Genomic DNA, 25655 nt, shown 5'->3' with positions numbered 1-25655 from the left:
GTCTTCTATCCTATCATTTATCTGTCTCTGCATTCTTCGGGAACATCTTTACCGGCCGGCAGCTGCCCTTTTCCGTTTCATACCGGTATATCGCTGCAAAGCTGTCCGTTTCATCATAGACACGGATACCCGGAACATCTGTAACCGTTTCCGGGCTCACAGTTTCCGCAAACTGGGACAGCTGAAGTTTGTTTCCATTTCTTAACAGCTTTCTTGCATATTCATCTGTACCGATATGAAGCTCCGGATATTCCGGCAGCAACAGCTCTTTCTTCATTACATATGATCCGATCGTTCCCTGATCTCTCGCCTGCTCGATCTCCGCAAGTGTCAGACTGTCTTCAACCCTGAAATTCTTCACTTCAGTACGGACCAACTTCTCCATGACTGCTCCGCAGCCAAGCTTTTCTCCGATATCCCGGCATAAGCTTCTGATATACGTTCCCTTGGAACAATGTACGGTAAATGTAACCCTTGGAAGCGACACATCTTCTATCTTTAATTCAAAGATCGTTACCTCTCTCGGGCTCCGCTCGATCTCAATTCCCTGTCTGGCATATTCATAGAGCTTTTTGCCGTTTACCTTGATAGCCGAATACATCGGCGGTATCTGGTCATAAGTACCGATAAAGCTGTTTACCGTTTCTATTACCGATGCTTCGTCCGGGATATCTGCTGTCTCTGTAAGGACTTTTCCTGTTACATCCTCTGTATCTGTTGTCTTTCCGAGCAGCATGACACAGCGGTATGTCTTATCCTTATCAATCAGCATTTCGCTTAATTTTGTTGCCTGTCCAAGACACACCAAAAGCACACCTTCCGCCATCGGATCAAGTGTGCCTGTGTGACCGATCTTCTTCTGTTTTAAAATACCACGAAGCTTGGCTACTACATCAAATGATGTATAGCCCTGCTCCTTGTATACATTTAAAAAGCCGTCTAGCATAACTGTTCCTTAATCTCCTCTATCACGCCGGCAAGGATCTCTTTGATATCTCCCTTCATGCTGAAACCTGCAGCACGAACATGACCACCACCGCCATGATTGCAGGATATCCTGCTTACATCAACGATATTATTCGACCGAAGTGAAATCTTGTATTCATCTTCTCCCGTCTGATAGATAAATACCGCCGTTTCCGTTCCCTCTGTGATCCGAAGCTGATCGACGATACCATCCGTATCGATCTTACCTGCACCACTTTTTCGGAAATCCTCTGCCTCAAGCACTGTGCTGATGATCCTGCCATCTGCATGCTGCTCTGCTTTTGTCAGAGCGATTCCAAGCAGCTTATTTGCGACAAATGTCTTCTTATAGAAGGTTTCATCTATAATAAATGACGGATTTGCACCCTTTTCGATCAGATCACCCGCTATACTCATCGCACTCTTTGTTGTATTGCTGTGTTTGAATACGCCTGTATCATGTACAATTCCCATATAGAGTGCTTCGGCAGCATTCTTATTAATCTTATCCTGTTCCATCAGCTTATAAAGTGCTTCTGCCGCGGAACACGCTTCTGCATCCACATAGCATACCTCACCAAATCCCGGATTGGAGATATGATGATCCACACACATTGTATGCTTCGCATGTTCAAAGATTGGAAGAAAATCTCCCTGTCTTTCCTTATCACCACAATCCACCGCAATACACAGATCATAGACCTGATCTGTCGGTGTATGACTGATCTTATCTGCATCATGTAAAAAGAGAAAATCCTTGGAGAATTCCTCTAGATAGATCTGTACCTGCTTATCATAATTGCTGATGATATAATTATATAATCCAACCGTTGAGCCTACACAATCGCCATCCGGACGTACATGTCCGGTTATAGCGATCGTGTCTGCCTGCTCGATCATGGTAAGAAAATCATTCTTCATTTTCTGTATCATCCTCATCATCTTCGATGTCTTTTACAACATCATCAATCTTTTTGGACATTGTTACACCGTATTCGATCGACTGATCCATGATAAATGTGATCTCAGGTGTATTTCTGAGATTAATGGAATGTGCAAGTTCTCTTCTGATAAATCCCATTGCACTGTTCAGTCCCTCCAGTGTGGAGTTTACGGAATCCTGATCTCCAAGGACACTGATGTATGCCTTGCAATATTTCAGATCCGGTGTTACAACCGCCTCTACTACGGATGTCATCGGATTAATACGGGGATCCTTGATCTCTCTGCTGATGATCCGTGAGAGTTCTCTCTGAACCTCTGCATTAATTCTTGTATTTTTTACACTGTTCTTTCTCATTATTTTCTTGGAACCTCTACCATCTGATATGCTTCAATCTGATCCTCTACCTGAATGTCATTAAAGTTCTCAAGAACAATACCACATTCAAATCCTGACTTAACTTCCTTCACATCATCCTTGAATCTCTTTAAGGAAGCCATCTTGCCTTCGTAGATCAGATTTCCTTCACGGGTTATTCTTACGCTGCAATTCCGGTTGATGATACCATCTAATACATAAGAACCTGCGATCATACCGACACCGGAAGCCTTGTAGGTCTGTCTGATCTCTGCATGACCAATTACCTGTTCTTCAAAGATAGGATCTAACATACCCTTCATTGCAGACTCAATATCTTCAATTGCATTGTAGATGACTCTGTATAAACGAACATCTACACCTTCTGTCTCTGCTGTCTCTTTTGCTCTTGCATCCGGCCGGATATTGAAACCGATTACGATCGCATTGGATGCGGATGCCAGAATGATATCTGACTCGTTGATCGCACCAACACCGGAATGGATACATTTTACTGCAACTTCATCATTTGAAAGCTTTAACAGACTCTGCTTAACAGCCTCTACAGAACCCTGTACATCAGCTTTGATAATGATGTTCAGTTCCTTGACATTACCTGCCTGGATCTGGCTGTACAGATCATCCAGTGACATTCTGGATTTCGTCTCAGCAAGCATCTTCACTCTGCTCTGCGAAATGTATGTCTCAGAAATCTGTCTTGCCTCTTTCTCATTATCAACTGCCATAAAGATCTCACCGGCTGATGGAACTGTATCCAGACCAAGGATCTGCACCGGAGTGGATGGAGTTGCTTCTGTTACACGGACACCCTTTGAATTGTGCATTGCACGAACCTTACCATGGGAAGATCCGACTGCAAGATAATCTCCTACATGAAGTGTACCCTTCTGCACTAACATAGTTGCAACAGGGCCACGTCCCTTATCAAGCTCTGCTTCGATTACGATACCACGGGCATTTCTGTTTGGATTTGCCTTTAACTCAAGAACCTCTGCAGTTAACAGGATCATCTCAAGCAAGTTATCCAGTCCTTCACCTGTATGTGCGGAAACCGGACAGAAGATCGTTGATCCGCCCCAGTCCTCAGGGATCAGTTCATATTCTGTAAGCTCCTGCTTTACACGCTCGATATTTGCACTTGGTTTATCGATCTTATTGATCGCAACGATGATCTCGATACCGGCTGCCTTTGCATGGTTAATAGCCTCTATCGTCTGTGGCATAACACCATCATCTGCTGCTACAACAAGGATAGCAATATCGGTAGACTGTGCGCCACGCATACGCATAGCTGTGAACGCCTCATGTCCAGGTGTATCTAAGAATGTGATCGTCTGTCCGTTGATCTCTACTACAGATGCACCAATCGCCTGTGTGATACCACCGGCCTCGGCTGATGTTACATTTGTCTTACGGATTGCATCAAGAAGGGATGTTTTACCATGGTCAACGTGACCCATAACGCAGACAACAGGTGGTCTGGAAACCATATCCTTCTCGTCTTCTTCATCCTCTTTTAAGAGCTCCTCGATCACATCAACTTTTTCTTCCTCTTCAGCAATACAATTATATTCCAACGCGATCTCTGCTGCTGCTTCAAAGTCTAACTCAGAGTTCACGTTATACATCTTACCTGCAAGGAAGAGCTTCTTGATCAACGCATTTACAGGCTCTTTGATAATGTCTGCAAGTTCTTTGATCGTTACAACTTCCGGAAGTGTGATCGTACGGATCGTTTCCTTATCCTCTGCCTGCTGCTGTGGCTGCTGCGGCTGATGATGCTTGTTTCTGACATTTTTAGCCAGTCTGCTGATATCTGCCTCAACCTCTTCCGGAGATCTTCTGTTGCCCTTACGAGGCTTATTCTTATCTCTGTTATAATTGTCTCTGTTCTGGCTCTTTAAATCTTTGCCCGGCATCTCTTTTGCTTCAAAATCCTTACGGGTATTTGCTTTTGGACTTCTTCTCTGATTGTTATTATTATCATCCTCGTCATCCTTGCCAAATCCCATCGGAGTATTGTTTCTATTATTGTTGAACCGGTTGTTTCTGTTATCCGGTCTGTCACCGAACTTCGGCTTGTCGAAGCCGCCCTGACGATCTCCGTTTCCGGAAAATCTGCCACGATCCTGACCACCACGGCCATTGTTTGAGAATCTTCCTCTGTCCTGACCATTTCTGTCATTGTTAAATCTCGGTCTGTCAGAATTATTTCTGTCGCCAGAATTATTGTATCTTGGTCTGTCAGTGTTATTTCTGTCAGTGTTATTTCTGTCATTGTTGTATCTTGGTCTGTCGGAATTGTTTCTGTCAGTACCGTTTCTGTCATTATTATATCTCGGTCTGTCAGAATTATTTCTATCACCATTTGTAAATCTTACACGGTCACCGTTATTTCTGTCGTTGTTATATCTTGGTCTGTCATTTCCCTGCTTGTCGCCAAATCTTGTCTTATCAGAATTCATACGCTCACTATTGTTAAATCTTACTCTCTCATTATTTTGTCTGTCGGAATTATTTCTGTTTCTGTCATCTCTGACAAATCTCGTATGTCCCTCATCTTTACCCTGTTTCGGCTTATTCGCTTCCCCTGTAGCCGGTCGATCATTTCTTACAGCCGTTTTCTTAGGCTCTTCTTTTACAGAAATCTCTTTCTGAACCTTTTCCGGTGCTGTCTTTGCCGCCTTTACGTCCTCCGACTTCTTTTCCGGTACAGGCTTTGCTGCCGGCGCATCTGCTTTCTTTGTACCGGTTCCGCATGCCTTCTTAACGATATTGATCATATTCTCATCAACAGCCGACATATGGCTCTTGATCTCGATACCATTTTTGCCAAGGATTGCTTTGATTTCATTGTTGCTTATATTCAGCTCTTTTGCCAATTCGTGTACTCTCAGTTTCGTCAAAAGTTACACCTCCATATTTTCACTCAAACTCATGTATTTTATGATCTGTTTCGCAAATCCTTCATCTAAGATCGCGATCGACGTCCGGAATTCTTTTCCAACGAATTTTCCCAGACTGTCTTTGTCTCCAAATTCAAAATATGGGATCTCATAAAAATTACATTTTTGATCAAATAGTTTCTTTGTATTATGGGCTGCATCACATGCCACGATCACGGCACATGCGCTTCCGTTTTTTACGGCCTTTTCTACTGAAAAGTTTCCGCTTACCAGCCTTCCAGCCTTTGCACATAAGGAAATCATGGAATAAATCTTCTTACTGTTCAATTGCCTCTAACTCCTTATCCAGTTTCTCATAAACCTCTTTTGGAATCTGCATCTTGAATGAGCGTTCCAGAGATTTACTCTTCATAGCTTTTTTCAGGCACTCTGCCTTACGGCATATATATGCCCCCCGTCCATTCATCTTGCCGGTCAGGTCGATCGCAAAATTATTCTCATTATCCTTCACGATACGGATGAGTTCTTTTTTCGGTATCATCTCATTACAACCAAGGCACTGTCTGAGCGGTATCTTCTTTGCCATAACATCACTTCCTATGCTTATATATTTATCTCCGTTCCAATCGGCATGGTACCCGGTCAGAACTTCATTTTATTCTTCATCTTCTTTTACTTCTTCTGCATCCTGCTGCTCCAGAGATTCTTCATAAGAACCATCAACGATATCGTCGATATTGTCAAATGCTTCTTCCTGCTCCGGCTCTTCGTAGTCATCATTTTCTTCTGAGAAATATCCCATCTCTTCTGCCTGTGACTCACTCTTAATGTCGATCTTATATCCTGTCAGCTTTGCAGCAAGTCTTGCATTCTGACCTTTCTTACCGATTGCAAGTGATAACTGATAATCCGGTACAACGACAAATGCGCTCTTTTCATTCAGATCTACATCAACTGCAATAACCTCTGATGGACTTAATGCATTCTTGATGAAGATTGCCGGATTCTCATCCCAACAAATAATATCGATCTTCTCACCGTTCAGATCTTCTACTACGTTGTTAACACGGCTTCCATTTACACCTACACATGCACCTACCGGATCTACATTCTCATCATGAGAATAAACAGCGATCTTGGAACGGGAACCGGCCTCACGGCAGGAGCTCTTGATCTCTACTGTACCGTCTGCGATCTCGGTTACTTCCTTTTCAAATAAACGCTTTACCAGATCAGGATGTGTTCTGGATACTGTGATCTTAGGTCCTCTGGAGCCTTTCTTTACTTCTGTTACATATAATTTGATACGGTCACCTCTGTTATATACTTCGCCGGGAACCATCTCAGACTCTTTTAATATTGCTTCTGTCTTATCATCCAGACTGACATTGATGTTGTTTCCAACATATCTCTGAACGATACCTGTGATGATATCCTTCTCTTTTGTATAGAAGTGATCGTAGATCGCATCTCTTTCGCTCTCATTAATTGCCTGAACGATTACATTTCTTGCTCTCTGTGCTGCGATTCTTCCGAAATCCTTTGTTGTGATCTCGATGTTGATGATATCTCCGAGATCATATTTGGAATTCATCATCTTAGCTTTTTCCAGAGAAATCTGTGTCGCAGGTCTTTCAACCTCTTCTACAACCTCTTTCTTCGCATATACATGAAACTCACCGGTCTCACGATCCATAACAACATCGATATTCTCATCGGTATCAAAGTCCTTCTTGCAGGCCGCCTTTAAGGATCTTTCGATCGCATCCAGCAGAATATCCTTGCTGATGTTTTTCTCCTTTTCTAATTGATTTAATGCTTCGATAATTTCTGACACTTTTTTATCCTCCCGCTTCTTTTATTAATATACAAATGCAAGTCTTATCATCGATATATCTTTTCTTGCAATCTTCAGTTCTTTCTCATCTTCTGTCAAAATGGTAACTGTTTCTTCATCGTACGCTGTAAGTTCACCTTCAAAATCTTTACAGTTATCGATCTTGGTATATGTCTTGATCTCTACGATCTTGCCAATACTCCGTTTAAAGTCATTTTCCTTCTTTAATGGTCTTGTAAGCCCCGGAGAGCTGACCTCAAGAATATAGGCATCCTTAATGAAGTCATCTGCATCCAGCAGATCACTCATGGCTCTGTTCACGATCTCACAATCTCCGATCGTTATTCCACCTTCTTTATCTGCATAGATCCGCAGATAATAATCACTGCCTTCTTTTACATATTCCACATCAACCAGTTCAAGGTTATTTGCTTCAATGATCGGCAGAACCATCTCTGTTGCTTTTGCTTCAATATCTGTTTTCTTCGTAGCAATACCACCTTTCTACAAAAACTAAGAGTGGGCCAAAACCCACTCTTAATAGTTACCATAATCTTACTAAAACAAGATTATAACACGTTATAAGGAAAATGCAAGTATTTTTTATCGCATACCCTTCGCTCTCAGCTCATCTTCCTTCGCATAACGATCCAGAATCTTATTTGCCTTTCGGTCATCGATCATATACTTATTGCTGATTGCCTGTTTGATGATCTCATCCAGTGCCATTTCCCTTAAATAAGCATCCTTGATATTAATGGACGCAATCTCTCGGTATGCTCCCATCTTTCTGGTCAAGGTTCCATACTCATAAGGAATCAGCTTCTCGATCATATTACGGATCTCCTTTGCTACATTTGAACTGTAGCCTCCTGTTGTGACCCCTATCACCAGGTCTTCACGCATAACAATTCCGGGGAACAGGAAGCTGCTGACATCCTTGTTATCTGCTACATTGACCGGAATATTATGTTCGTTACAATACTTTCCGATCTTAGCATTTACATCATCCCTCTTAGTCGCTGCAATTACCATATCTGCCGTATCAAGCGCATCTAATGTCATATTCGACTCATGTACACTGATTCCCGGTACTGTCTTGATCTCATCGCAGATCCTCGGTGCGATAACTGCGATCTTACAGTCAAACTTTATCAGAGAGTTAATCTTTCGAAGTGCGGTCTTTCCTCCGCCAAGTACGATTACTTTTTTGTTTTCCAGATTGATAAACATTGGAAAATATGCCATAGTGAAACCTCCTGTCGCTTCTTTTCTTTTATATTACTTTTCAATAAATTCTTTTTTCATATACCTCATCATTATATACCATGCATAACACTTGTTTCTGTCGTTTAAATCTTCTAAACGATCATTACACCACGCATAACATACATTCTTTCCTGCTTCTGCATTGATAAAGTATTATTGGCATGAAATATGATTTTGTCTCATATAATAAACAGATTATAATTCAGGATTACTAAAATGGCAAATGGAAACAATAACGGAACATTAAAAATCAGGATCATCTCGGAACAGACTGCATATCCGGTAACCGGTGCGGTCGTTTCTGTCGCATCAACCGGAACTCCGGATGAAGTTATAGAGGAACGGCAAACAGACAGCGACGGTATCATCGATGGCATCACCCTTGAAACTCCTCCACTGGAATACAGCATGGAACCATCTGACAACCAGCCATATTCCGAATACAATCTGAAAATCAATGCACCCGGATTTGAACCACGTATCATCTCCGGTGTACAGATGTTTACCGACGAAAAGGGCATTCAGTCAGTTAAGCTGCGTGTTTCTGATACTGACCAATCGAGCTATAACCCAACGGTGATCGGTGCTCATACCCTCTGGGAAGAATATCCGCCAAAGATTGCTGAGGATGAGATTAAAACAGTTGCAGAGACAGGCGAGATCGTCTTAAGCCGTGTCGTGATTCCGGAAACCATCGTGGTACATGATGGAGCTCCTTCCGACCCAACTGCAATCGACTACTATGTACCTTACAAAGACTACATAAAGAATGTTGCATCAAATGAAATCTACTCCACATGGCCGGATGCTTCCCTTCGAGCCAACATCCTTGCAATTATGTCCTTCACCTTAAACCGTGTCTATACAGAATGGTATCGCGGAAAGGGATACGATTTTACGATCACATCTTCAACCGCTTACGATCAGAAATGGATCTATAACAAGACTATATATAAAAATATCTCCCGTATCGTTGATGAACAATTTGCCAATTATCTGTCAAGGCCGGGTGTCACCCAACCGATCTTTACACAATACTGTGACGGGAAACGGGTCACCTGTCCAAACTGGATGACCCAATGGGGTTCCAAGTATCTTGCCGATCAGGGACTGTCTGCGATAGAGATCTTACGCTACTACTATGGCGATTCCATTTATATCAACTCTGCCGAAACCATTGCCGGTATTCCATCCTCTTATCCTGGATATGATCTGTCAATTGGCGCAACCGGTGACAAGGTTCGTCAGCTTCAGGAGCAGTTAAATCGTATCGCACAGAATTATCCATCCATACCAACTGTTGCCGCCGATGGCATCTATGGACCTGCCACTGCCGATGCCGTCAGACGCTTTCAACAGATCTTCGACCTGCCCGTTACCGGCATCACCGACTACTCCACCTGGTACAAAGTCTCCCAAATCTACGTTGGCGTCACCAAGATAGCCGAGAATATCTGATTTCCTGACGACAGAGACCCCTGCCATACCCTTTATTACGCAGAACACTTGCGTTCTATTTTTCACGTAACGGTACTAACCTCCTCACCTTCGGTGACTCGTTAAGGACCGACGTGAAAAAAGGTCTGCTCCATAAAGGTATGCAGTGGACTCTGTCTGTCTATAATAAGATATATTCTTCTTCGATACTTGATTCCACAGACAGATCAAAAATGCGTTGTTGCTTTTATATCATGGTATCTTGCTTTCATATCGTAAAAGATCGTATCTGGTTGTTCAGCAATCACTTTACCTTATAATTTAAAATGAGAACTGATATTACTATTATGAAGCAAGCCTGCCTGAGCGTTGGTACTTAGGCTGCGTCTTTTGCAGCCTTATGTACCACTACGTCGAAGGTAGAGCGAAAGCGTCTTGCGGAATAATATGTAATATCAGCTCTCATTTAATCGTCAAAGCATACCTCTTGCTGAACAACCAAATACGATCTTACATTACCGATCAAAGCAAACTACTATCGTATAAAGCAGCAACGTACTTTTGATCGTCCTCGTTAATATGTATCGTGGTCGTCGTAATCGTCGAATTCATCGCGTTCATGATCCATGAACTCACGGCTGGAAACCTTCTTTTTGGTACGTTCATCTTCTACCATATTTGATAACATTTCCTTGACCTCTCTGGACTTCTTGATGTTCTTGATCTCGAAATCTCCCATTGTCTTATCTGCGGAACAGCATTTGATCGTTCCAAGTCCGCACATTCTCTGCCATAATTTACGTTCCAATGAAACATCCATGATGCGATAAAGTCGTACTTCATCTTCTTGCACACTGAAGAACCCCGTACTGATAAATAACCGATCCTCTGATAAGCTGTACTTTGTAAATGTCCATGGTAATCCGAAAAATATACGTTTGCGATCCTTCCATATAATCTCTGCCATTTCAAAACCTCCCATATTTTTATAAATCTGTAAAAATACTAACACACCTCCCGCTAAAGTTCAACAAATGGATTTTCTCATCCGGCTGTTTTCAGATTTCCGATTGCAACCTTTCCTCTTTTCCTGTAAACTAGAGGCAAGAATTTTATCGCAATCCGTTGTTTATTGCAGGGAGGTAAGAGCTGCATATGCTTAATATAGAAATTACTGAAACAAAAAACTTCGTTAAAAAGCTTTTGATGGAACCGGTCTTTGACACATTTTTGCTGGTGGAAGCCTATGTCCGTTCCGACGTTTCTTATACGATCGACGGCAGACTGAATCCATCTTTTTTTGATACGGAAGAACTGGAAGAAATGACCTCAAAGACTTACACGACATGGGGAAATGTCAGGCAGCACATCTTCAATGTCATCAAGGGCAATAAACTCCCATTAAACTTCAAGATCGTGCTGATCTTATCGGACGCGAACATTAACCGGATCATTGAACAGAACCATCTGAATCTCACGGCATCCGACATTGCAAATCTGTCTTTAAACATCTACTTTGACGGAGAAAAGATCTCACTTACAACGATGGCATCCATGAACATTTTCTCCATGGATAAAACACTTGCAAACATCTGGGATGCAAATGTATCTGCTTTTTTTAAACAGAATCAGATCTTTTAACCACCTGTTACAGCATTCATTTCTAAATAAACCATAAAATATTTGTGAATTATTAGCACTCAACGTATTTGAGTGCTAATTTTGTCTTGACTTCTATTTTTTTCTGATTTATGATATCTGTTAGTGATAACACAGAACAGATAGGGCAGATATTTCTCTCATTACACATATATATATTTGCGTATTCCGATTTGTTCTGACAACTGGAATAATATAGAATTTATATAAGGAGATGCATTTTTTATGAAAAAAGGAAGTTTATCAATTAACAGCGAAAACATTTTCCCTGTCATCAAGAAATGGCTGTATTCCGACCATGATATCTTTGTCAGGGAATTAATCTCAAACGGCTGTGATGCTGTAACAAAATTAAAGAAATTATCTCTGATGGGCGAATTTGACGAACCGGACGAGCCTTATCGTATCGATGTGATCGCAAGCCCGGACAACAAGACCTTACAGTTTATTGATAATGGTATCGGTATGACTGCTGAAGAAGTCGAAAAGTATATTAATCAGATTGCATTTTCCGGTGCTGCTGCTTTCCTTGAGCAGTACAAGGACAAGGCAACAGAGGAACAGATCATCGGTCATTTCGGACTCGGTTTCTACTCCGCATTCATGGTTGCCGATAAGGTAACGATCGAATCCCTTTCCTACAAACAGGACGCAGAACCTGTATATTGGGAATGTGAGAACGGAACGGACTTCTCCATGGATAAAGGCGACAAAGAAACCAGAGGTACTGTTATCACCCTGTATCTGAATGAAGACAGCTATGAATTTGCAAATGAATACCGTATCAAAGAAGTAATCGACAAATACTGCTCTTTCATGCCTGTAGAGATCTACTTTACAAATGCAGATGCCCCTGCAAAAGATGAAGAAGAAAAGGCAACCGAAGCTGAAGCATCAGAAGAAGCTACTGCTGAAACCGATGAAACAAAGGATGCTGCCGAAAAGAAAGAAAAAGAAGCACCAAAGCCTTTAAATACTACAACACCTCTCTGGACCAAGCATCCAAATGACTGTACAGACGATGAATACAAAGACTTCTACCATAAAGTATTCCATGATTACAAAGATCCATTGTTCTGGATCCACCTGAACATGGACTATCCATTTAACCTGAAAGGAATCCTGTACTTCCCTAAGATCAATACCCAGTATGATAATCTGGAAGGAACGATCAAGTTGTATAACAACCAGGTATTCGTAGCTGATAATATCAAAGAAGTTATCCCTGAATTCCTGATGCTGTTAAAAGGTACCATCGACTGTCCGGATCTTCCGCTGAACGTATCCAGAAGTGCTCTGCAGAATGATGGATTTGTTAAGAAGATCTCCGATTACATCACAAAGAAGGTAGCCGATAAATTATCTGGTATGTATAAGGTTCACAGAGAAGATTATGAGAAATATTGGGATGACATCAACCCATTTATCAAATTCGGCTGCTTAAAGGATGAGAAATTCTTAGAGAAGATGAAAGACTTCTGTATCTACAAGAATCTGGAAGGCAAATACCTGACTCTGCCGGAATATCTGGAAGCCGGAAAAGAAAAATACGAAAACAAAGTCTTCTATGTTACGGATGAAGTTGCTCAGTCACAGTACATTAACATGTTCAAAGAGGAAGGCATGGATGCCCTGATCATGACACAGACGATTGACAGCCCATTTATCACGCTTCTGGAACAGAAAAATGAAAATGTACATTTCTACAGAATCGATGCAGATCTGTCCGATAATTTTGTAGATGAAGCATTATCCGAAGAAACAGCAAAGGATTATACCGACAAGCTGACCGAACTCTTCAAGAAAGCACTGGATGTCGAAAATATCACGATCAAGGTAGAAGCATTAAAGAATAAGGACTTATCTTCTATGCTGACCTTATCCGAAGAATCCAGACGTATGCAGGAAATGATGAAGATGTATGGTATGGCCGGCATGGGCATGGATCCTGCCATGTTCGGCGGCAAGGGTGAAACACTGGTATTAAATGCCAACAACAATCTGGTCAAATATGTCCTTGACAACCCGGATGGCGAGAACACTCCTACCATCTGCTGTCAGTTATATGACTTGGCAGTTCTTGCCAACAGACCATTATCTGCCGATGCCATGACCAAGTTCGTCGCAAGAAGCAACGAGATCTTAAGCATTCTGGCAAAATAATGCCATTCATTTAAAACATAAAACACAGGGATTGCCCCTATACAGACCATAAGCCCCATTATAAATGACTCGTTACGGTTTCTGTTCAATGCATATGCCTGATTCGTAAATACTCCTGCGCTAACTCGCCAACTAAACGTTGGCTCAGACAAGCGCTCGTATTTACTGGCAATATGCATTTCACGACGAAACCTTCACTAAATGTCATATTATAATGGGGCTTATGGTCTGTATAGGGGCAATCCCTGTGTTTTGTATAATTATGTGAAAGTATTATTTTGCCAGAATCTCAATTCCGTGCTCGGTCATAAGAAGGGTGTATTCCCACTGGGCAGATGGCTTGCCATCATCTGTACGAATTGTCCAGCCATCATCAGCATCCTGCCATACATCAGGCACACCAAGATTGATCATTGGCTCAATCGTAAATGTCATGCTTGGAGCAATCACATAATCCTTGCCCGGCTGTCCGATATGGCTGACATACGGATCTTCATGGATATCAAGTCCCACACCATGTCCGCCGATCTCACGGACGACAGAATAGCCCTGCTCTTTGGCAAATGTATTGATCGCATATCCGATATCACCGATCGTCGAATATGGCTTACATACTTCTACTCCAAGATCCAGTGCTTTCTTTGTATCCTCTACCAGTTTCTTCCAGACCGGATCAACATCTCCGATCATGAACATACGGGATGAATCGCCAAAATATCCATTATATTTCGTTGTACAGTCAATGTTGACAATATCTCCATTTTTCAGGATTGTTTTCTCATCCGGGATACCATGACAGACAACATCGTTGATCGATATACAGACACTCTTCGGATATCCTTCATATCCAAGGCAGGCAGGTATTGCATTGATTGATTTCGTATATTCATAGATTCTTCGATCAAGCTCACCTGTAGATACTCCTTCTTTTACAAATGGAGTGATGAAATCAAGCACCTCTGTATTTACCTTGGATGCCACACGGATTCCTTCAATCTGTTCCGGTGAACGCATCATTCTTCTCGTCGGGATCTTATATCCCTTTAGCTTCATTTCTTCCAGTTTGCTGTCGATGTTCAAATGGCAGGATTTGTATTTCTTTCCACTTCCGCACCAGCAGATATCATTTCTTCCTAGTTTCATTTTTCTACCAACCGTTTCTACTTTACGCCATAAATGTCATAATAAGCATCGATCGCAGCCTTTAACTTATCATCGATTATGACTTTTCCCTTATATTCTTTATTATATAAATGCTCTACAACCTCTGCCATTGTAACAATAGCAGTTGTCTGGATACCATATTCTTCCTGAATCTCTGTCAGTGCACTCTTCTTGCCCTGTCCACGCTCCATACGGTCAACAGAAACAACGAGTCCCATAACATCTACATCTCCCTGTGCCTTAATGATCGGCATAGTCTCCTGGATTGAGGTTCCGGCTGTTGTTACATCTTCAATGATAACAACCTTATCACCATCTGAGATCGGGCTTCCGAGTAAGATCCCCTTATCTCCGTGATCCTTGATCTCTTTTCTGTTTGAGCAATATTTGATGTCTTCATCATACATTTCTGCAATTGACATGGTAGTTGCTACTGAAAGCGGAATTCCCTTGTATGCAGGTCCAAACAATACATCAAAATCAAGACCAAACGCACTGTTGATTGCTTCCGCATAGAACTCACCCAGTCTCTTTAACTGTGCCCCTGTTCTGTAAAATCCGGTATTTACAAAGAAAGGTGTTTTTCTTCCACTCTTTGTTGTAAAATCTCCAAATTTTAATACATTACAATCGATCATAAATTCAATGAATTCCTGTTTGTACTGTTCCATTTTTCTTTCATTCCTCCTTGATTTCAGACCATTTATGTACCCTTTAGTTAGGCATTTCGAACTTATTCTAGCACAAATGGTTTCGAAACACAAATGGTTAATTTTTTCTGTTCCATTTTGTATCTAATTGTTGTACAATAGCCAAAGGTCTATATTTTTCGACATACCTTTAGAACAATTCCGTCCTATATTACCATATTTACGAAAAAATATATACATTAGAAAGGAAATTTTATCAATATGAAGAAAAAAACAGCACTTTTTCTCTGTCTGATCCTGCTTATTTCCACTATCGGAACAGGATGCAGCAGCAAAAAAGACGCCATCCGATTCGGTGCGGCAGATATCGGCGGTATCTATTATACCTTTGCAAATGCTTATGCCGGTCTGTTCAACAACGATGCCCCTGATTACAGCATTGAAGTAAAGAAGACTGCCGGATCTGCGGCAAATCTACGACTGCTTGCCGACGGTTACATTGATCTCTGTATTGCACAAAATGATATGATTGACGACGCAGTAAACGGCACAGGCACATTTGTAGGGAAATCCATCAGTGGATATTCCGCTATCGCCTCTCTGTATCCGGAAGCCTGCCAGATCATTGTAAAAAAAGATTCAAACATCAAGTCTCTCGATGACCTGACCGGAAAAACCATAAGCATCGGAGCATCCGATTCCGGTACGGAACGAAATGCAAAACAGATCCTTGAGGTTGCCGGTCTGAATAACGATCTGGTCAAAACCACAAACCTTGACTATATCGATGCTGCCGAAAGCCTGGTTTCCGGTGAAATTGATGCTTTCTTTGTTACAGCAGGCATTCAGACCACGGTCATTGAAGAGCTGACAAGAACCTGTGATATCCGTTTGATCGGACTTAACGACAGTTGTAAAAATAAGCTATTGTCTGCTTATTCGTATTACTCCGATTTTACCATTCCCGCAAATACCTATTCCGGTCAGACCGAGGATGTATCAACGGTCTGTGTGCAGGCTGTCATGCTTGCAGATAACGACTTATCGAAGGATACTGTAGAAGATCTTACGAGGCTGCTGTTTGAACATGCAAATGATCTGCAATATTCACTTTCGATCGATATGCAGTTAAATGAACAGGCAGCAACAAAGGGCATCACGATCCCATTTCACAAAGGGGCTGCTGCTTACTACAAAGAAAAAGGGATTACCGTTGATGTACGATAATTTCTGAACATAAGAAAGGGTAATTATGAAAATTCAATTAGATATGTATCAGACACTTGCGATTGCCGTCCTTGTGTTGATGCTTGGAACATTTTTGAAAAAAAGAATCTTCTTTCTGGAAAAATTCTGTATACCTTCTCCTGTTATCGGCGGACTCTTATTTGCAATCTTCACCTGTATCTGTTACAGTACGGGATTGGCAGAATTTTCCTTTGATGATACCCTACGGGAAGTCTGTATGGTATTCTTCTTTACCTCTGTAGGTTTTCAGGCAAATCTGAAGGTCTTAAAGAGCGGTGGCAAATCACTGGCGGTCTTTCTGGGGCTTGTTATTGCTCTGATCGTACTTCAAAACCTGCTTGCTGTCGGTATGTCCAGGATCCTTGGACTTGACCCTCTGATCGGTATGTGTACCGGATCAATCCCAATGGTCGGCGGACACGGAACCGCAGGTGCCTTCGGTCCGGTTCTGGAAGACTTTGACATATCCGGTGCAACCACAATCTGTACCGCAGCTGCAACCTTTGGTTTGATCGCCGGAAGTCTGATCGGCGGTCCACTCGGAAAACGACTGATCGAGAAAAAGAATCTGTTAGAAACGGTTGTGCCTGAAGATGACAGCCTTTTGATCGAAGAAGAAAAGAAACATGAACGTCATACAAATATGTATGCAGCCGCTGTTTTTCAATTGATCCTTGCAATAGGACTCGGAACGATATTCTCATGGTTACTAACAAAAACCGGGTTAACTTTTCCAATCTACATCGGTGCTATGATCGCAGCCGCACTGATTCGAAATATCGGTGAATATTCCGGTAAGTTCACGATTCATATGGGTGAGATCAACGATCTTGGCGGTATTGCTCTCTCCCTGTTCCTCGGTATTGCAATGATCACATTAAAACTATGGCAGCTTGCATCTCTCGCTCTTCCATTATTTATCCTGCTGACCAGTCAGGTTATTCTGATCTGTCTGTTCACATACTTTGTTGAATTCAACATCATGGGACGTGACTACGATGCTGCTGTTCTGGTTGCCGGAACCTGTGGTTTTGGAATGGGGGCAACACCAAATGCCATGGCAAATATGCAGGCAATCTGTGATAAATATTCGCCATCCGTAAAAGCCTATCTCCTGATTCCGCTTGTTGGCAGTTTATTTGCAGACTTTATCAACAGCCTTGTTATTACATTCTTCATCAACCTGTTATAAAAGGAGGATATTCTCATGTTCGGACATAGAAAAGATAAGAAAAAAGATTATAATCTGACTTACGACAATCTCGCAATCCCTGAAATTCATACGCAGTCAGACTCGGATTCGAATGACGCTGACACTTCGAATCCTGTACATACAGAATCTTCCAAGGAGGAAGCGAACATCTCCTATGATGTCGCCATCCCTGAAGTTCATATCCGGAAGAAAAAATAAAAAACTCCCTACAGACAGCATATATATTTTATGTAGCAGACCTATCTGAACGTCGGTTCTTAACGAATCACTGTAAAGTGATGAGTTTAGCACCGCTACGTGAAGATAGAACGAAAGTGTTCTGCGAAATAAAGATATATATGTCGTCTATAGGGAGTCTTTTATTTATTCTTCTCTTTTCATATAGACCTGCTCGAAGGATTCGATATCCACAGGCTTACTATACAGATAGCCCTGAATATGGTTGCATCCCATTTCCTTCAGGTATTCTGCCTGTTCCTTGGTCTCTACTCCTTCCGCTATACATTCCACTCCAAGATCTGTGCACATCTCAACCAGATGTCTTAGAATCGTTCTGCTGGCTATATTCTTGTCTATATTATAAACCATACTCCGATCCAGCTTGATCACATCAAACTTCATAGAAGAAAGAATCGATACATTGGAATATTTTGTTCCAAAGTCATCCATGGCAATCCTGAAACCTGCAGTATGCAGTTTATTTGCAATTCTGGTAACCATCTCATGTTCCATCTCACCAACAGACTCTGTAATCTCGATCTCGATCATATCCTTTGGAACTCCATAAGATTCAACAATCGCATTGATACGCTCCGGCATATCTTCTTCCAACAGAGATATTCTGGAAAAATTACAGGAGACCGGGATCAGATTATACCCTTCTTTTTTCCAACGTATAAGCATTTTACATACATTTTCAAGCACAAAGAGATCCATATACTTTATATTTCTGCTTTTTTCCAGACGATCGATCACATTTGCGAGGTTATCCGGTTTGGCATATCTCACCAGAGCTTCTGCACCATAACAACGACCATTCGAATAGTCCACCTTCGGCTGTAAATACACAAAGAACATTCCGTCTTTAATGTCTTTTTTTACAAGCTCTCTCGTTAATGTACTCCATTTATAAGAATGTTCATCCTTCTGATCGTACCACTTCTGTTTCTCCATATAGAGCATATCATACGCATGGTTTTCCATCCGCTTGATATCTTTCTCATAATCATCCCATACATATCCGATACATGCCGTAAAATCGCCAATCTTAAGCTGACCTTTCAATGCACGAACCTGATCCAGGAAATCACACTGTGAAATATTCTCACAAATTACAGCAAAATCGTCATCCCCAATCCGATAAATACAGGATTTCGGAAATACCTTATCTAACAGTCTGTAATAATCAATCATCAGATTATCAACAAAGGACTGTCCAAATTCATCAAATATATTACGCACTTCATTGATATCAATAATCACGATACCCACTGATTCCAGATTCTGTCTGCGGTTTATATAATCCATATAGCAGATACGATTATATGCTCCCGTTATACGATCATGCGTCACTTCATAATTTCGTTCTTCTGCAAGCGCCCGGCTGACAATATCATTTCCAATATACAAAGACAAAAGATTCATAAGCTTCAGGTCACCACTGTGAAGCTGCGGATTAAAGATAATGATCCTTCCAATAATCTCAGACTTATTGTCTTTGATCGGAACAGAATACATTGACCATATCCTGTTTTCCAAAAAAAACGAATACAGATCCGATGTTTTGTATGGGTAGTCCGAAATATGATTAATGATCAGTGCACCTTTTTTACTAGATATACTCTGCAGTTCTTTCCGGACAGTTTCTTTATAAAAGATCTCCAGTTTTTTCCCATACGAATTACTATTTGCTGATTTCCATTCATGACATTCATATAACTTATTGGAATCACATTCCACCAGACAAGCATGTTTTGCGCCATAATACTCTCCAAGTGTTTCTAACAGTTTGCTGTAATTTAAGGAATGCTCTACTCCTGTAGAAATCTGTGTAATACTGGATACCAACGCATCCTCAATATCATAACGGTTAGAAAGAACCTGTGTTACTTTATCGGCATCAGAAATATCAACAGCCATCTCCATACGACACTTTCTTCCATGCCAGTTTACAATCCTGTCTTTTAAAACATATTCTTTTCCGTTATTGAGATTCTTATGATGCGAGATAAAACTCTTCTCCGTTGATAACAGCTTATTCGTGCAGAAGCTGCACGGAAGATCCATACCCTGAAGCACCTTATAACAATGCTTGTCAATATAAGAAGTATCATCTTCATCCAGACCAACACCAAGCTTGGCTGCCTTATTCATATATTGCAGCTTATAAGAATTCATCTCCGTTACATATACAACATCTGAGATGTCATCCAACAGATAATCCTCTTCATCCGAATAACTGCTGAACTTGGAATTTAATACCGGTTTAGCCTCATCCATCTTCTCACAGAAAAGCATACAGCGGTCTTTGCCCTGCCGCTTGGAATAATATAACGCCTGATCTGCTTTATAATATAAAGAATCGAATTTTAATGACTTTGATATAGTATCAACTGCAATACCGATTGATGCCGAGTGCTCCGCCTTACATTTAATCGCACGAATTCCTTTATTAAGTGTCTTCGCAACCATACATGCCGTATCTTCATCGACTATATCCGGAATAAACATAGAAAATTCATCTCCACCGAGACGACCACAAAATCCACCATATGTATTTGCAACACTCTCCAGAACAACTGCTGTGTCACACAACAAATCATCTCCGGCATAATGTCCCAATGCGTCATTTACTAATTTAAAATCATCCAGATCGATCATATAGAGTGCACACAGCGTCTCATCAAATTCCACAAGAAACCTGGATACTTTAGACACAAAGGTGCTATGATTATAAACCCCTGTAAGGGAATCACGTTCCGCACGCAGAATTAATTCCTGACTCTGCAGTTTCTCCTCATGAATCGAATACAACTTACCTACAATCTTTTTTACCACACCGTTTGTATCAGCAACACTGACAAGCATTGCACGATGCCAGAGATACATACCGTTACCGATAAAATCGACCCTGATTTCAACGGTTTCGGTATCCTTAACAGCTGTCAGTTCAGCCAATACGTCTGATACCTCTTTTTTGTCTTCCGAGTAGATCAACTGACACTGAGCAAGGTTTGCAATAAAATCTTTATCATCAAAAACCGTTACGGTTCTGCCATCCATATATTTAGATATAACCATGCTGTCATCTTCAACCGTATAGGTAAACAAGAGTTCATCACTTCCCTGCGCCACTAACTTCAACATCTCGGTCTGTGCACTCTTTTCCAGTTCTTCTTTCTTTTTATTCGTAATATCTACACAAACAGCGCATATGGAAAAAACGCTTTTTCTTGCTGCAAGGAGCGACAGGCATACCTGCACCCAATAATATGATTCCGGATTATTTTTATTAATAAAGCGATATTCACCAATTGTCATCTTATTTGACAACAAGGTCTCCTTAATCTGTCGTTTCAGTTCTTTCCGATCTTCTGCAAATGCCAGATTGATATATTCATTTCCTTCTGTACCAAGCTGACCTTTTTTCAGGTTGAACATCTTATAAAAGCTCTCACTGATATATTCTACTGTGATCTTCGTATTTCCGATATCAAATACTCCGACACCGCCCGCCAGATTATTGAGAATAGACTCCAGCATACGATTCTTATCCGCTAATTCCATATTTAGTTCAGAATTGATATCGGTCAGATTTTCAAGCTGCTTCGACAACTTCTTGGTATTTGTTATATCTGTAATAAGGATCTCCCCGCACATTTCTCCTTCTTCCGACTGAAATGCCCTCCCAAAACAAAATACATATATAATTTCACCATTTTTCTTTTTTAACCGATGTCCCAGATATGCTTCTCCCCGGCTCGACATCTTTGCATAGATGATCTTTGTATAATCCTCCCAATCTTCATCCAGCATAATATCCTTTACATGAAGCTGTAAGCGCTCTACATCTTCCGCGGAATAACCAAGGATCTGTTCAAATCCCTCATCTACCTTTAGAATCTTCATATCTCTGATACGTGCCTGATATCTGGAATATATAATTTCCTCAAATTGTTTTTCCATAACCAACTAACTGCCTCCCCAATACATCCTGTAAAGCAGATAACCCAATATCTTTTATTTTACACACCCAATCAACTCATTTATATCATCAATCTGATTCTCGATCAGATACTTCTCAATTCCATCTGTAATCTCCACTGTTGCATATGGATTATTGAAGTTTGCTGTGCCGACTGCAATTGCCGATGCACCTGCCATGATCATTTCGAGAGCATCCTCAGTCGTAGCGATACCGCCCATGCCTATGATCGGAAGCTTGACAGCATTTGCGACCTGATACACCATCCGTACTGCGATCGGATGGATCGCGGGACCTGATACCCCGGCAGTCTTATTCTTTACAGCAAATGTACGACGCTTAACATCAATCTTCATGCCTGTAAGTGTATTAATAAGTGACAGCGCATCTGCTCCGCCTGCTTCCGCAGCTCTTGCCATCTCAGTAATATCTGTAACATTCGGACTGAGCTTCATGATCACCGGCTGCTTTGCAACCTTCTTTACTGCCTGTGTTATATCATAAAGAGCTTCCGGCTTCTGACCAAATGCAATTCCTCCCTCTTTTACATTCGGGCAGGATACATTCATCTCAAGCATATCAATATCTGTATCTGCCAGCCGTTCTACGACATCTATATAATCTTCCTTTGACTTTCCGCATACATTTACGATCACTTTTGTATCATATTTTGCAAGGAACGGAAGATCTCTTTTTATAAAAGTATCAATACCCGGATTTTGAAGTCCGATGGCATTCATCATTCCGCCATATGTCTCTGCAATTCTGGGTGTCGGATTGCCCGGCCACGGAACATTTGCCACACCCTTTGTCGTAACTGCTCCCAGACGGTTCAGATCGACAAATTCCGAATACTCCATACCTGAACCAAATGTACCGGATGCAACTGTAATTGGATTCTTCCATTCTACTCCTGCGATGTTTACCGCCATATTTACTTTACTCATTACAGTTCCACCTCCTCAGCATAAAAGACAGGACCATCTGCACAGATCCTTGCATTGTGTACCTTTGAATGCTCATCCACATTCTTTGTCTGACAGACACAGGCAAGACAGGCACCTACACCACATGCCATCTTTTCTTCCAATGAAATCTCACAACGGATATTCTGCTCTGCCGCATACTGTTTGATTCCCCGAAGCATCGGAGTCGGGCCACAGGCATATATGATATCACCGGTTACCGCACATGCTTTGATCGCATCTATTACATTTCCCTTTGTTCCATGCATTCCATCTTCGGAAGACAGATACACACTACCATATGGTTCAAATTCTTCATTTAAGAAAAGCTCATCCCGGTATCCAAGTACGATGGACTTCTCACAGTCCAGCTCTTTTGCGAGCTGCAGCATCGGTGGAATTCCGATTCCTCCACCGATCAGAATTGCTTTTCCAGACTCCTTCATAAAGCCATTTCCAAGCGGACCAAGAATATCAACCGTATCTCCTGCCTGTAATTTTGAGAACTCATTTGTTCCCTTTCCAGCGATACGATATACCAGACGAAGCGTACCTGCTTCTTTATCAATTCCACATAAACTGATCGGTCTTGGAAGCATGCGACTTCCATCCTTTGAATATACAGAAACAAACTGACCTGCAACCGCCTGCGATACAATCTCCCCTGCTTTCAGGATCAGACTATATATATCTGTTGCTATACAGGTCTGGCTCACAACCTCTGCTGTTATCTTTACTTTTCCCATGTATCTATGTCCTCCCGTGATCTCTTGCATATGATCTGTACGCCTCCACTATCACCACGCATCGTGTACTGCATACTGTTTTTCTGATAAATCCGATATTTATAATACGCTGTTGATATCTTCGATCATATCAACAACAGCCTGACGGGAAGCATCTGCATAATTTGCTTCGCCAAATGAAGCATATTTCTCCTGCTTGTATGCTGCAATGATCCCTCTGGATGAATTTACGATCGCACCAAGTCCGTCTTCATTGAAATAATGTACCAGATCAGCAGCCTTACCGCCCTGTGCTCCGTAGCCCGGAACAAGAATAAATGACTTCGGCATGATCTTACGAAGTACCTTACCCATCTCTGGATACGTTGCTCCTACAACAGCACCGACACTGCTGTAACCGCTCTCACCGATCGTATCTTTGCCCCATTCATTAACCATAGCGCCAACCAGCTCATATAACGGCTTACCATCGATCAGACGATCCTGGAATTCACCGGATGAAGGATTTGATGTCTTGACCAGTACAAAGATTCCCTTCTTCTCTTCCTTACATACATCTACAAAAGGCTTGATTCCATCGGTACCAAGATATGGATTTACAGTTGCAAAATCTTCACCAAATACGGAATATGTCTTACTTCCGACCGCAACCTTTCCAAGATGTCCGACTGCATATGCTGCAGATGTTGATCCGATATCGCCTCTTTTAATATCTGCGATCACAACCAGATCCTTTGACTTACAATAATCAACCGTCTTCTGGAATACCTTTAAGCCCTCGATACCAAACTGCTCATACATAGCAATCTGCGGCTTAACAGCAGGGATCAGATCATGAACTGCGTCCACAATACCCTTATTGTACTGCCAGATGGCTTCCGCTGCGCCCTCTAAAGTCTCACCATATTCATCAAATGCTGTCTTCTTTATATATTCCGGCACATAGGAAAGCATCGGATCCAGTCCAACAACGATCGGTGCCTTTGTCTCTTTGATTTTTTTTACTAATTTGTCTATCATGTCTTTTCTCCCTTATATATAAAAATTTATTGTTCACAATAATAGCTTCCAAGTATCTTAAATGTCTCTGTCTCATTTATCAACTGGAATACAAGTGCCTGGATCTCTTTCTGAAGCAGGTTTCCGTTTAACTCGATATAAAACCGATAATTCCATTCTCCTCCACGGAACGGCACCGAATGGATCTCGGTCAGATTCACGCCATAATCGGATATCATCGATAATACACTCGCCAGACTTCCGCTCTTATTCTTGCATACAAATACGATCTTTAACCGGTTATGCTCCGGCAGAACTACCAGTTGTTTCCCGAATGTAACGACCTTCTTCCGGTGTCCCTCGTCCAACACCTCATCACACCTGTAAATATAGAGATCATTCATGGCAAGTGCTTCATGCAGGGAATCCGATACGCCATAGCTGATATCCTCAAATATACCCATTCCGGCATCTGCTTCATCCTTCCGGATCAGCTCCATGACCTGTTCATAATCACTGACCGTATTTACCAGATCTCTGGAATAGCCCTGACATATGTAAAGTTCATGTTTCAGCATGGCAAGCTTCTTTACCTTCGGTTCCTCCGTCACAAACGATACATTCAGACAATTACGAAGTTCTAATGTTCTCCCATACTGATACTTTCTGCTGACCTCCATAATACGCTTGATCAGTGCCGTATATTCTTTCTTGATGCTGTCGTCTACATCCCCGGTCAGCTTCGTTATGATCGCTTCTTCCCGATCCGGCTTATATATAGCATCCTCTGATTCCGCCTTTACCCTTGCGACTTGATCTGCAAGTATCATTCGTTCCTTAAACAGCGACTTGATCTGCTTATCAACCACGTCGATCTGCTTTCTAACTTCCTCTAATGTCATTTCTCC

The 25655-nt window shown here is 41.6% G+C and carries 23 protein-coding genes; 6 read left to right on the top strand and 17 right to left on the bottom strand.

Annotated features, from left to right (window positions below):
* Positions 1–13 precede the first annotated feature (13 nt).
* The 9 genes from truB to WKT03_RS02750 form a co-directional block, all read right to left on the bottom strand.
* Positions 14–946: a tRNA pseudouridine(55) synthase TruB gene (gene truB / locus WKT03_RS02790; protein WP_117784783.1), complete on the bottom strand. Its 933-nt coding sequence runs from the start codon at positions 944–946 to the stop codon at positions 14–16.
* Positions 940–1887, bottom strand: a complete 948-nt coding sequence (locus WKT03_RS02785) for a DHH family phosphoesterase (protein ID WP_243000334.1) — start codon at positions 1885–1887, stop codon at positions 940–942. The genes truB and WKT03_RS02785 overlap by 7 nt, the downstream gene beginning before the upstream one ends.
* Positions 1877–2266, bottom strand: a complete 390-nt coding sequence (rbfA, locus tag WKT03_RS02780) for a 30S ribosome-binding factor RbfA (protein WP_008401014.1) — start codon at positions 2264–2266, stop codon at positions 1877–1879. The genes WKT03_RS02785 and rbfA overlap by 11 nt, the downstream gene beginning before the upstream one ends.
* Complete coding sequence (infB, locus tag WKT03_RS02775; protein WP_117784781.1) at positions 2266–5193, bottom strand: translation initiation factor IF-2; 2928 nt, start codon at positions 5191–5193, stop codon at positions 2266–2268. Before infB ends, rbfA begins: the two co-directional genes overlap by 1 nt.
* Before the next feature lie 3 nt (positions 5194–5196).
* Positions 5197–5496: a L7Ae/L30e/S12e/Gadd45 family ribosomal protein gene (locus tag WKT03_RS02770; protein WP_008401016.1), complete on the bottom strand. Its 300-nt coding sequence runs from the start codon at positions 5494–5496 to the stop codon at positions 5197–5199.
* A gap of 13 nt (positions 5497–5509) precedes the next feature.
* Complete coding sequence (gene rnpM, locus WKT03_RS02765) at positions 5510–5779, bottom strand: RNase P modulator RnpM (protein WP_008401017.1); 270 nt, start codon at positions 5777–5779, stop codon at positions 5510–5512.
* A 69-nt stretch (positions 5780–5848) separates the two neighbouring features.
* Positions 5849–7030 (bottom strand): transcription termination factor NusA, encoded by a 1182-nt coding sequence (gene nusA / locus WKT03_RS02760; protein ID WP_021943980.1) that lies wholly within the window; start codon positions 7028–7030, stop codon positions 5849–5851.
* Positions 7031–7054: 24 nt separating this feature from the next.
* Positions 7055–7504, bottom strand: a complete 450-nt coding sequence (gene rimP / locus WKT03_RS02755; protein ID WP_262529551.1) for a ribosome maturation factor RimP — start codon at positions 7502–7504, stop codon at positions 7055–7057.
* Positions 7505–7633: 129 nt separating this feature from the next.
* Complete coding sequence (locus tag WKT03_RS02750) at positions 7634–8278, bottom strand: precorrin-2 dehydrogenase/sirohydrochlorin ferrochelatase family protein (protein ID WP_118616092.1); 645 nt, start codon at positions 8276–8278, stop codon at positions 7634–7636.
* A 237-nt stretch (positions 8279–8515) separates the two neighbouring features.
* On the opposite strand from WKT03_RS02750, the gene WKT03_RS02745 reads away from it, so the two are divergent.
* Entirely contained in the window at positions 8516–9757 is a 1242-nt protein-coding gene (locus WKT03_RS02745; protein WP_117807492.1) for a peptidoglycan-binding domain-containing protein, read from the top strand.
* A gap of 553 nt (positions 9758–10310) precedes the next feature.
* On the opposite strand, the gene WKT03_RS02740 is transcribed toward WKT03_RS02745, so the two are convergent.
* Positions 10311–10703 (bottom strand): PH domain-containing protein, encoded by a 393-nt coding sequence (locus WKT03_RS02740; protein ID WP_243100145.1) that lies wholly within the window; start codon positions 10701–10703, stop codon positions 10311–10313.
* Positions 10704–10891: 188 nt separating this feature from the next.
* On the opposite strand from WKT03_RS02740, the gene WKT03_RS02735 reads away from it, so the two are divergent.
* On the top strand, positions 10892–11377 hold the full coding sequence (locus WKT03_RS02735) for a DUF5721 family protein (RefSeq protein WP_118616090.1): 486 nt from the start codon (positions 10892–10894) through the stop codon (positions 11375–11377).
* A gap of 243 nt (positions 11378–11620) precedes the next feature.
* The gene (gene htpG / locus WKT03_RS02730) at positions 11621–13558 is read left to right on the top strand and encodes a molecular chaperone HtpG (protein WP_021943985.1); all 1938 of its coding nucleotides are present in this window, start codon (positions 11621–11623) and stop codon (positions 13556–13558) included.
* Positions 13559–13831: 273 nt separating this feature from the next.
* On the opposite strand, the gene WKT03_RS02725 is transcribed toward htpG, so the two are convergent.
* Positions 13832–14701 (bottom strand): methionyl aminopeptidase, encoded by an 870-nt coding sequence (locus WKT03_RS02725; protein ID WP_008400640.1) that lies wholly within the window; start codon positions 14699–14701, stop codon positions 13832–13834.
* A gap of 17 nt (positions 14702–14718) precedes the next feature.
* A complete protein-coding gene (pyrE, locus tag WKT03_RS02720; RefSeq protein ID WP_044944879.1) occupies positions 14719–15393 on the bottom strand; it encodes an orotate phosphoribosyltransferase in 675 nt (224 codons plus the stop codon).
* A 240-nt stretch (positions 15394–15633) separates the two neighbouring features.
* Here pyrE and WKT03_RS02715 point away from each other — a divergent pair, with 240 nt between their 5' ends.
* Genes WKT03_RS02715 through WKT03_RS02705 form a run of 3 tightly spaced genes read left to right on the top strand, consistent with a single transcriptional unit; the run spans position 15634 to position 18031 of the window.
* Positions 15634–16599 carry a TAXI family TRAP transporter solute-binding subunit gene (locus WKT03_RS02715; protein WP_118675379.1) on the top strand — a complete coding sequence of 322 codons (966 nt, stop codon included), beginning with the start codon at positions 15634–15636 and terminating at the stop codon, positions 16597–16599.
* 25 nt (positions 16600–16624) lie between these two features.
* The gene (gltS, locus tag WKT03_RS02710; protein ID WP_008400636.1) at positions 16625–17812 is read left to right on the top strand and encodes a sodium/glutamate symporter; all 1188 of its coding nucleotides are present in this window, start codon (positions 16625–16627) and stop codon (positions 17810–17812) included.
* 15 nt (positions 17813–17827) lie between these two features.
* On the top strand, positions 17828–18031 hold the full coding sequence (locus tag WKT03_RS02705; RefSeq protein WP_117807487.1) for a hypothetical protein: 204 nt from the start codon (positions 17828–17830) through the stop codon (positions 18029–18031).
* Between the two features lie 165 nt (positions 18032–18196).
* Here WKT03_RS02705 and WKT03_RS02700 read toward each other — a convergent pair whose 3' ends face one another.
* From WKT03_RS02700 to WKT03_RS02680, 5 genes are all read right to left on the bottom strand, one after another.
* Positions 18197–22018, bottom strand: coding sequence for a bifunctional diguanylate cyclase/phosphodiesterase (locus WKT03_RS02700; protein WP_340390888.1), 3822 nt, complete (start codon positions 22016–22018; stop codon positions 18197–18199).
* A 54-nt stretch (positions 22019–22072) separates the two neighbouring features.
* Positions 22073–22984: a dihydroorotate dehydrogenase gene (locus WKT03_RS02695; protein ID WP_008400631.1), complete on the bottom strand. Its 912-nt coding sequence runs from the start codon at positions 22982–22984 to the stop codon at positions 22073–22075.
* Positions 22984–23748, bottom strand: coding sequence for a dihydroorotate dehydrogenase electron transfer subunit (locus tag WKT03_RS02690; protein WP_117807484.1), 765 nt, complete (start codon positions 23746–23748; stop codon positions 22984–22986). Before WKT03_RS02690 ends, WKT03_RS02695 begins: the two co-directional genes overlap by 1 nt.
* Positions 23749–23847: 99 nt before the next feature.
* Positions 23848–24768, bottom strand: coding sequence for an orotidine-5'-phosphate decarboxylase (gene pyrF, locus WKT03_RS02685; protein WP_008400628.1), 921 nt, complete (start codon positions 24766–24768; stop codon positions 23848–23850).
* A gap of 26 nt (positions 24769–24794) precedes the next feature.
* Complete coding sequence (locus WKT03_RS02680; protein ID WP_117822583.1) at positions 24795–25649, bottom strand: chorismate mutase; 855 nt, start codon at positions 25647–25649, stop codon at positions 24795–24797.
* Between the last annotated feature and the right edge of the window lie 6 nt (positions 25650–25655).

This window comes from Coprococcus sp. HCN-4056, assembly GCF_037892645.1.
Lineage (GTDB): Bacteria > Bacillota > Clostridia > Lachnospirales > Lachnospiraceae > Coprococcus > Coprococcus ammoniilyticus.
The sequence above is the reverse complement of the archived record's forward strand: the minus strand, read 5'-3'. Positions and strand labels throughout refer to the sequence as shown.

Excerpts from the sequence above, each read along its gene's own strand:
- WKT03_RS02695 (WP_008400631.1), bottom strand. The coding sequence starts at position 22,984 with ATGAGTAAAGTAAATATGGCGGTAAACATCGCAGGAGTAGAATGGAAG.
- pyrF (WP_008400628.1), bottom strand. The coding sequence starts at position 24,768 with ATGATAGACAAATTAGTAAAAAAAATCAAAGAGACAAAGGCACCGATC.
- WKT03_RS02770 (WP_008401016.1), bottom strand. The coding sequence starts at position 5,496 with ATGATTTCCTTATGTGCAAAGGCTGGAAGGCTGGTAAGCGGAAACTTT.
- WKT03_RS02735 (WP_118616090.1), top strand. The coding sequence starts at position 10,892 with ATGCTTAATATAGAAATTACTGAAACAAAAAACTTCGTTAAAAAGCTT.
- WKT03_RS02785 (WP_243000334.1), bottom strand. The coding sequence starts at position 1,887 with ATGAAGAATGATTTTCTTACCATGATCGAGCAGGCAGACACGATCGCT.
- WKT03_RS02745 (WP_117807492.1), top strand. The coding sequence starts at position 8,516 with ATGGCAAATGGAAACAATAACGGAACATTAAAAATCAGGATCATCTCG.
- WKT03_RS02740 (WP_243100145.1), bottom strand. The coding sequence starts at position 10,703 with ATGGCAGAGATTATATGGAAGGATCGCAAACGTATATTTTTCGGATTA.
- gltS (WP_008400636.1), top strand. The coding sequence starts at position 16,625 with ATGAAAATTCAATTAGATATGTATCAGACACTTGCGATTGCCGTCCTT.
- pyrE (WP_044944879.1), bottom strand. The coding sequence starts at position 15,393 with ATGGAACAGTACAAACAGGAATTCATTGAATTTATGATCGATTGTAAT.
- WKT03_RS02700 (WP_340390888.1), bottom strand. The coding sequence starts at position 22,018 with ATGGAAAAACAATTTGAGGAAATTATATATTCCAGATATCAGGCACGT.
- WKT03_RS02715 (WP_118675379.1), top strand. The coding sequence starts at position 15,634 with ATGAAGAAAAAAACAGCACTTTTTCTCTGTCTGATCCTGCTTATTTCC.
- WKT03_RS02690 (WP_117807484.1), bottom strand. The coding sequence starts at position 23,748 with ATGGGAAAAGTAAAGATAACAGCAGAGGTTGTGAGCCAGACCTGTATA.
- truB (WP_117784783.1), bottom strand. The coding sequence starts at position 946 with ATGCTAGACGGCTTTTTAAATGTATACAAGGAGCAGGGCTATACATCA.
- WKT03_RS02725 (WP_008400640.1), bottom strand. The coding sequence starts at position 14,701 with ATGAAACTAGGAAGAAATGATATCTGCTGGTGCGGAAGTGGAAAGAAA.
- WKT03_RS02750 (WP_118616092.1), bottom strand. The coding sequence starts at position 8,278 with ATGGCATATTTTCCAATGTTTATCAATCTGGAAAACAAAAAAGTAATC.
- WKT03_RS02705 (WP_117807487.1), top strand. The coding sequence starts at position 17,828 with ATGTTCGGACATAGAAAAGATAAGAAAAAAGATTATAATCTGACTTAC.
- rbfA (WP_008401014.1), bottom strand. The coding sequence starts at position 2,266 with ATGAGAAAGAACAGTGTAAAAAATACAAGAATTAATGCAGAGGTTCAG.
- rnpM (WP_008401017.1), bottom strand. The coding sequence starts at position 5,779 with ATGGCAAAGAAGATACCGCTCAGACAGTGCCTTGGTTGTAATGAGATG.
- htpG (WP_021943985.1), top strand. The coding sequence starts at position 11,621 with ATGAAAAAAGGAAGTTTATCAATTAACAGCGAAAACATTTTCCCTGTC.
- WKT03_RS02680 (WP_117822583.1), bottom strand. The coding sequence starts at position 25,649 with ATGACATTAGAGGAAGTTAGAAAGCAGATCGACGTGGTTGATAAGCAG.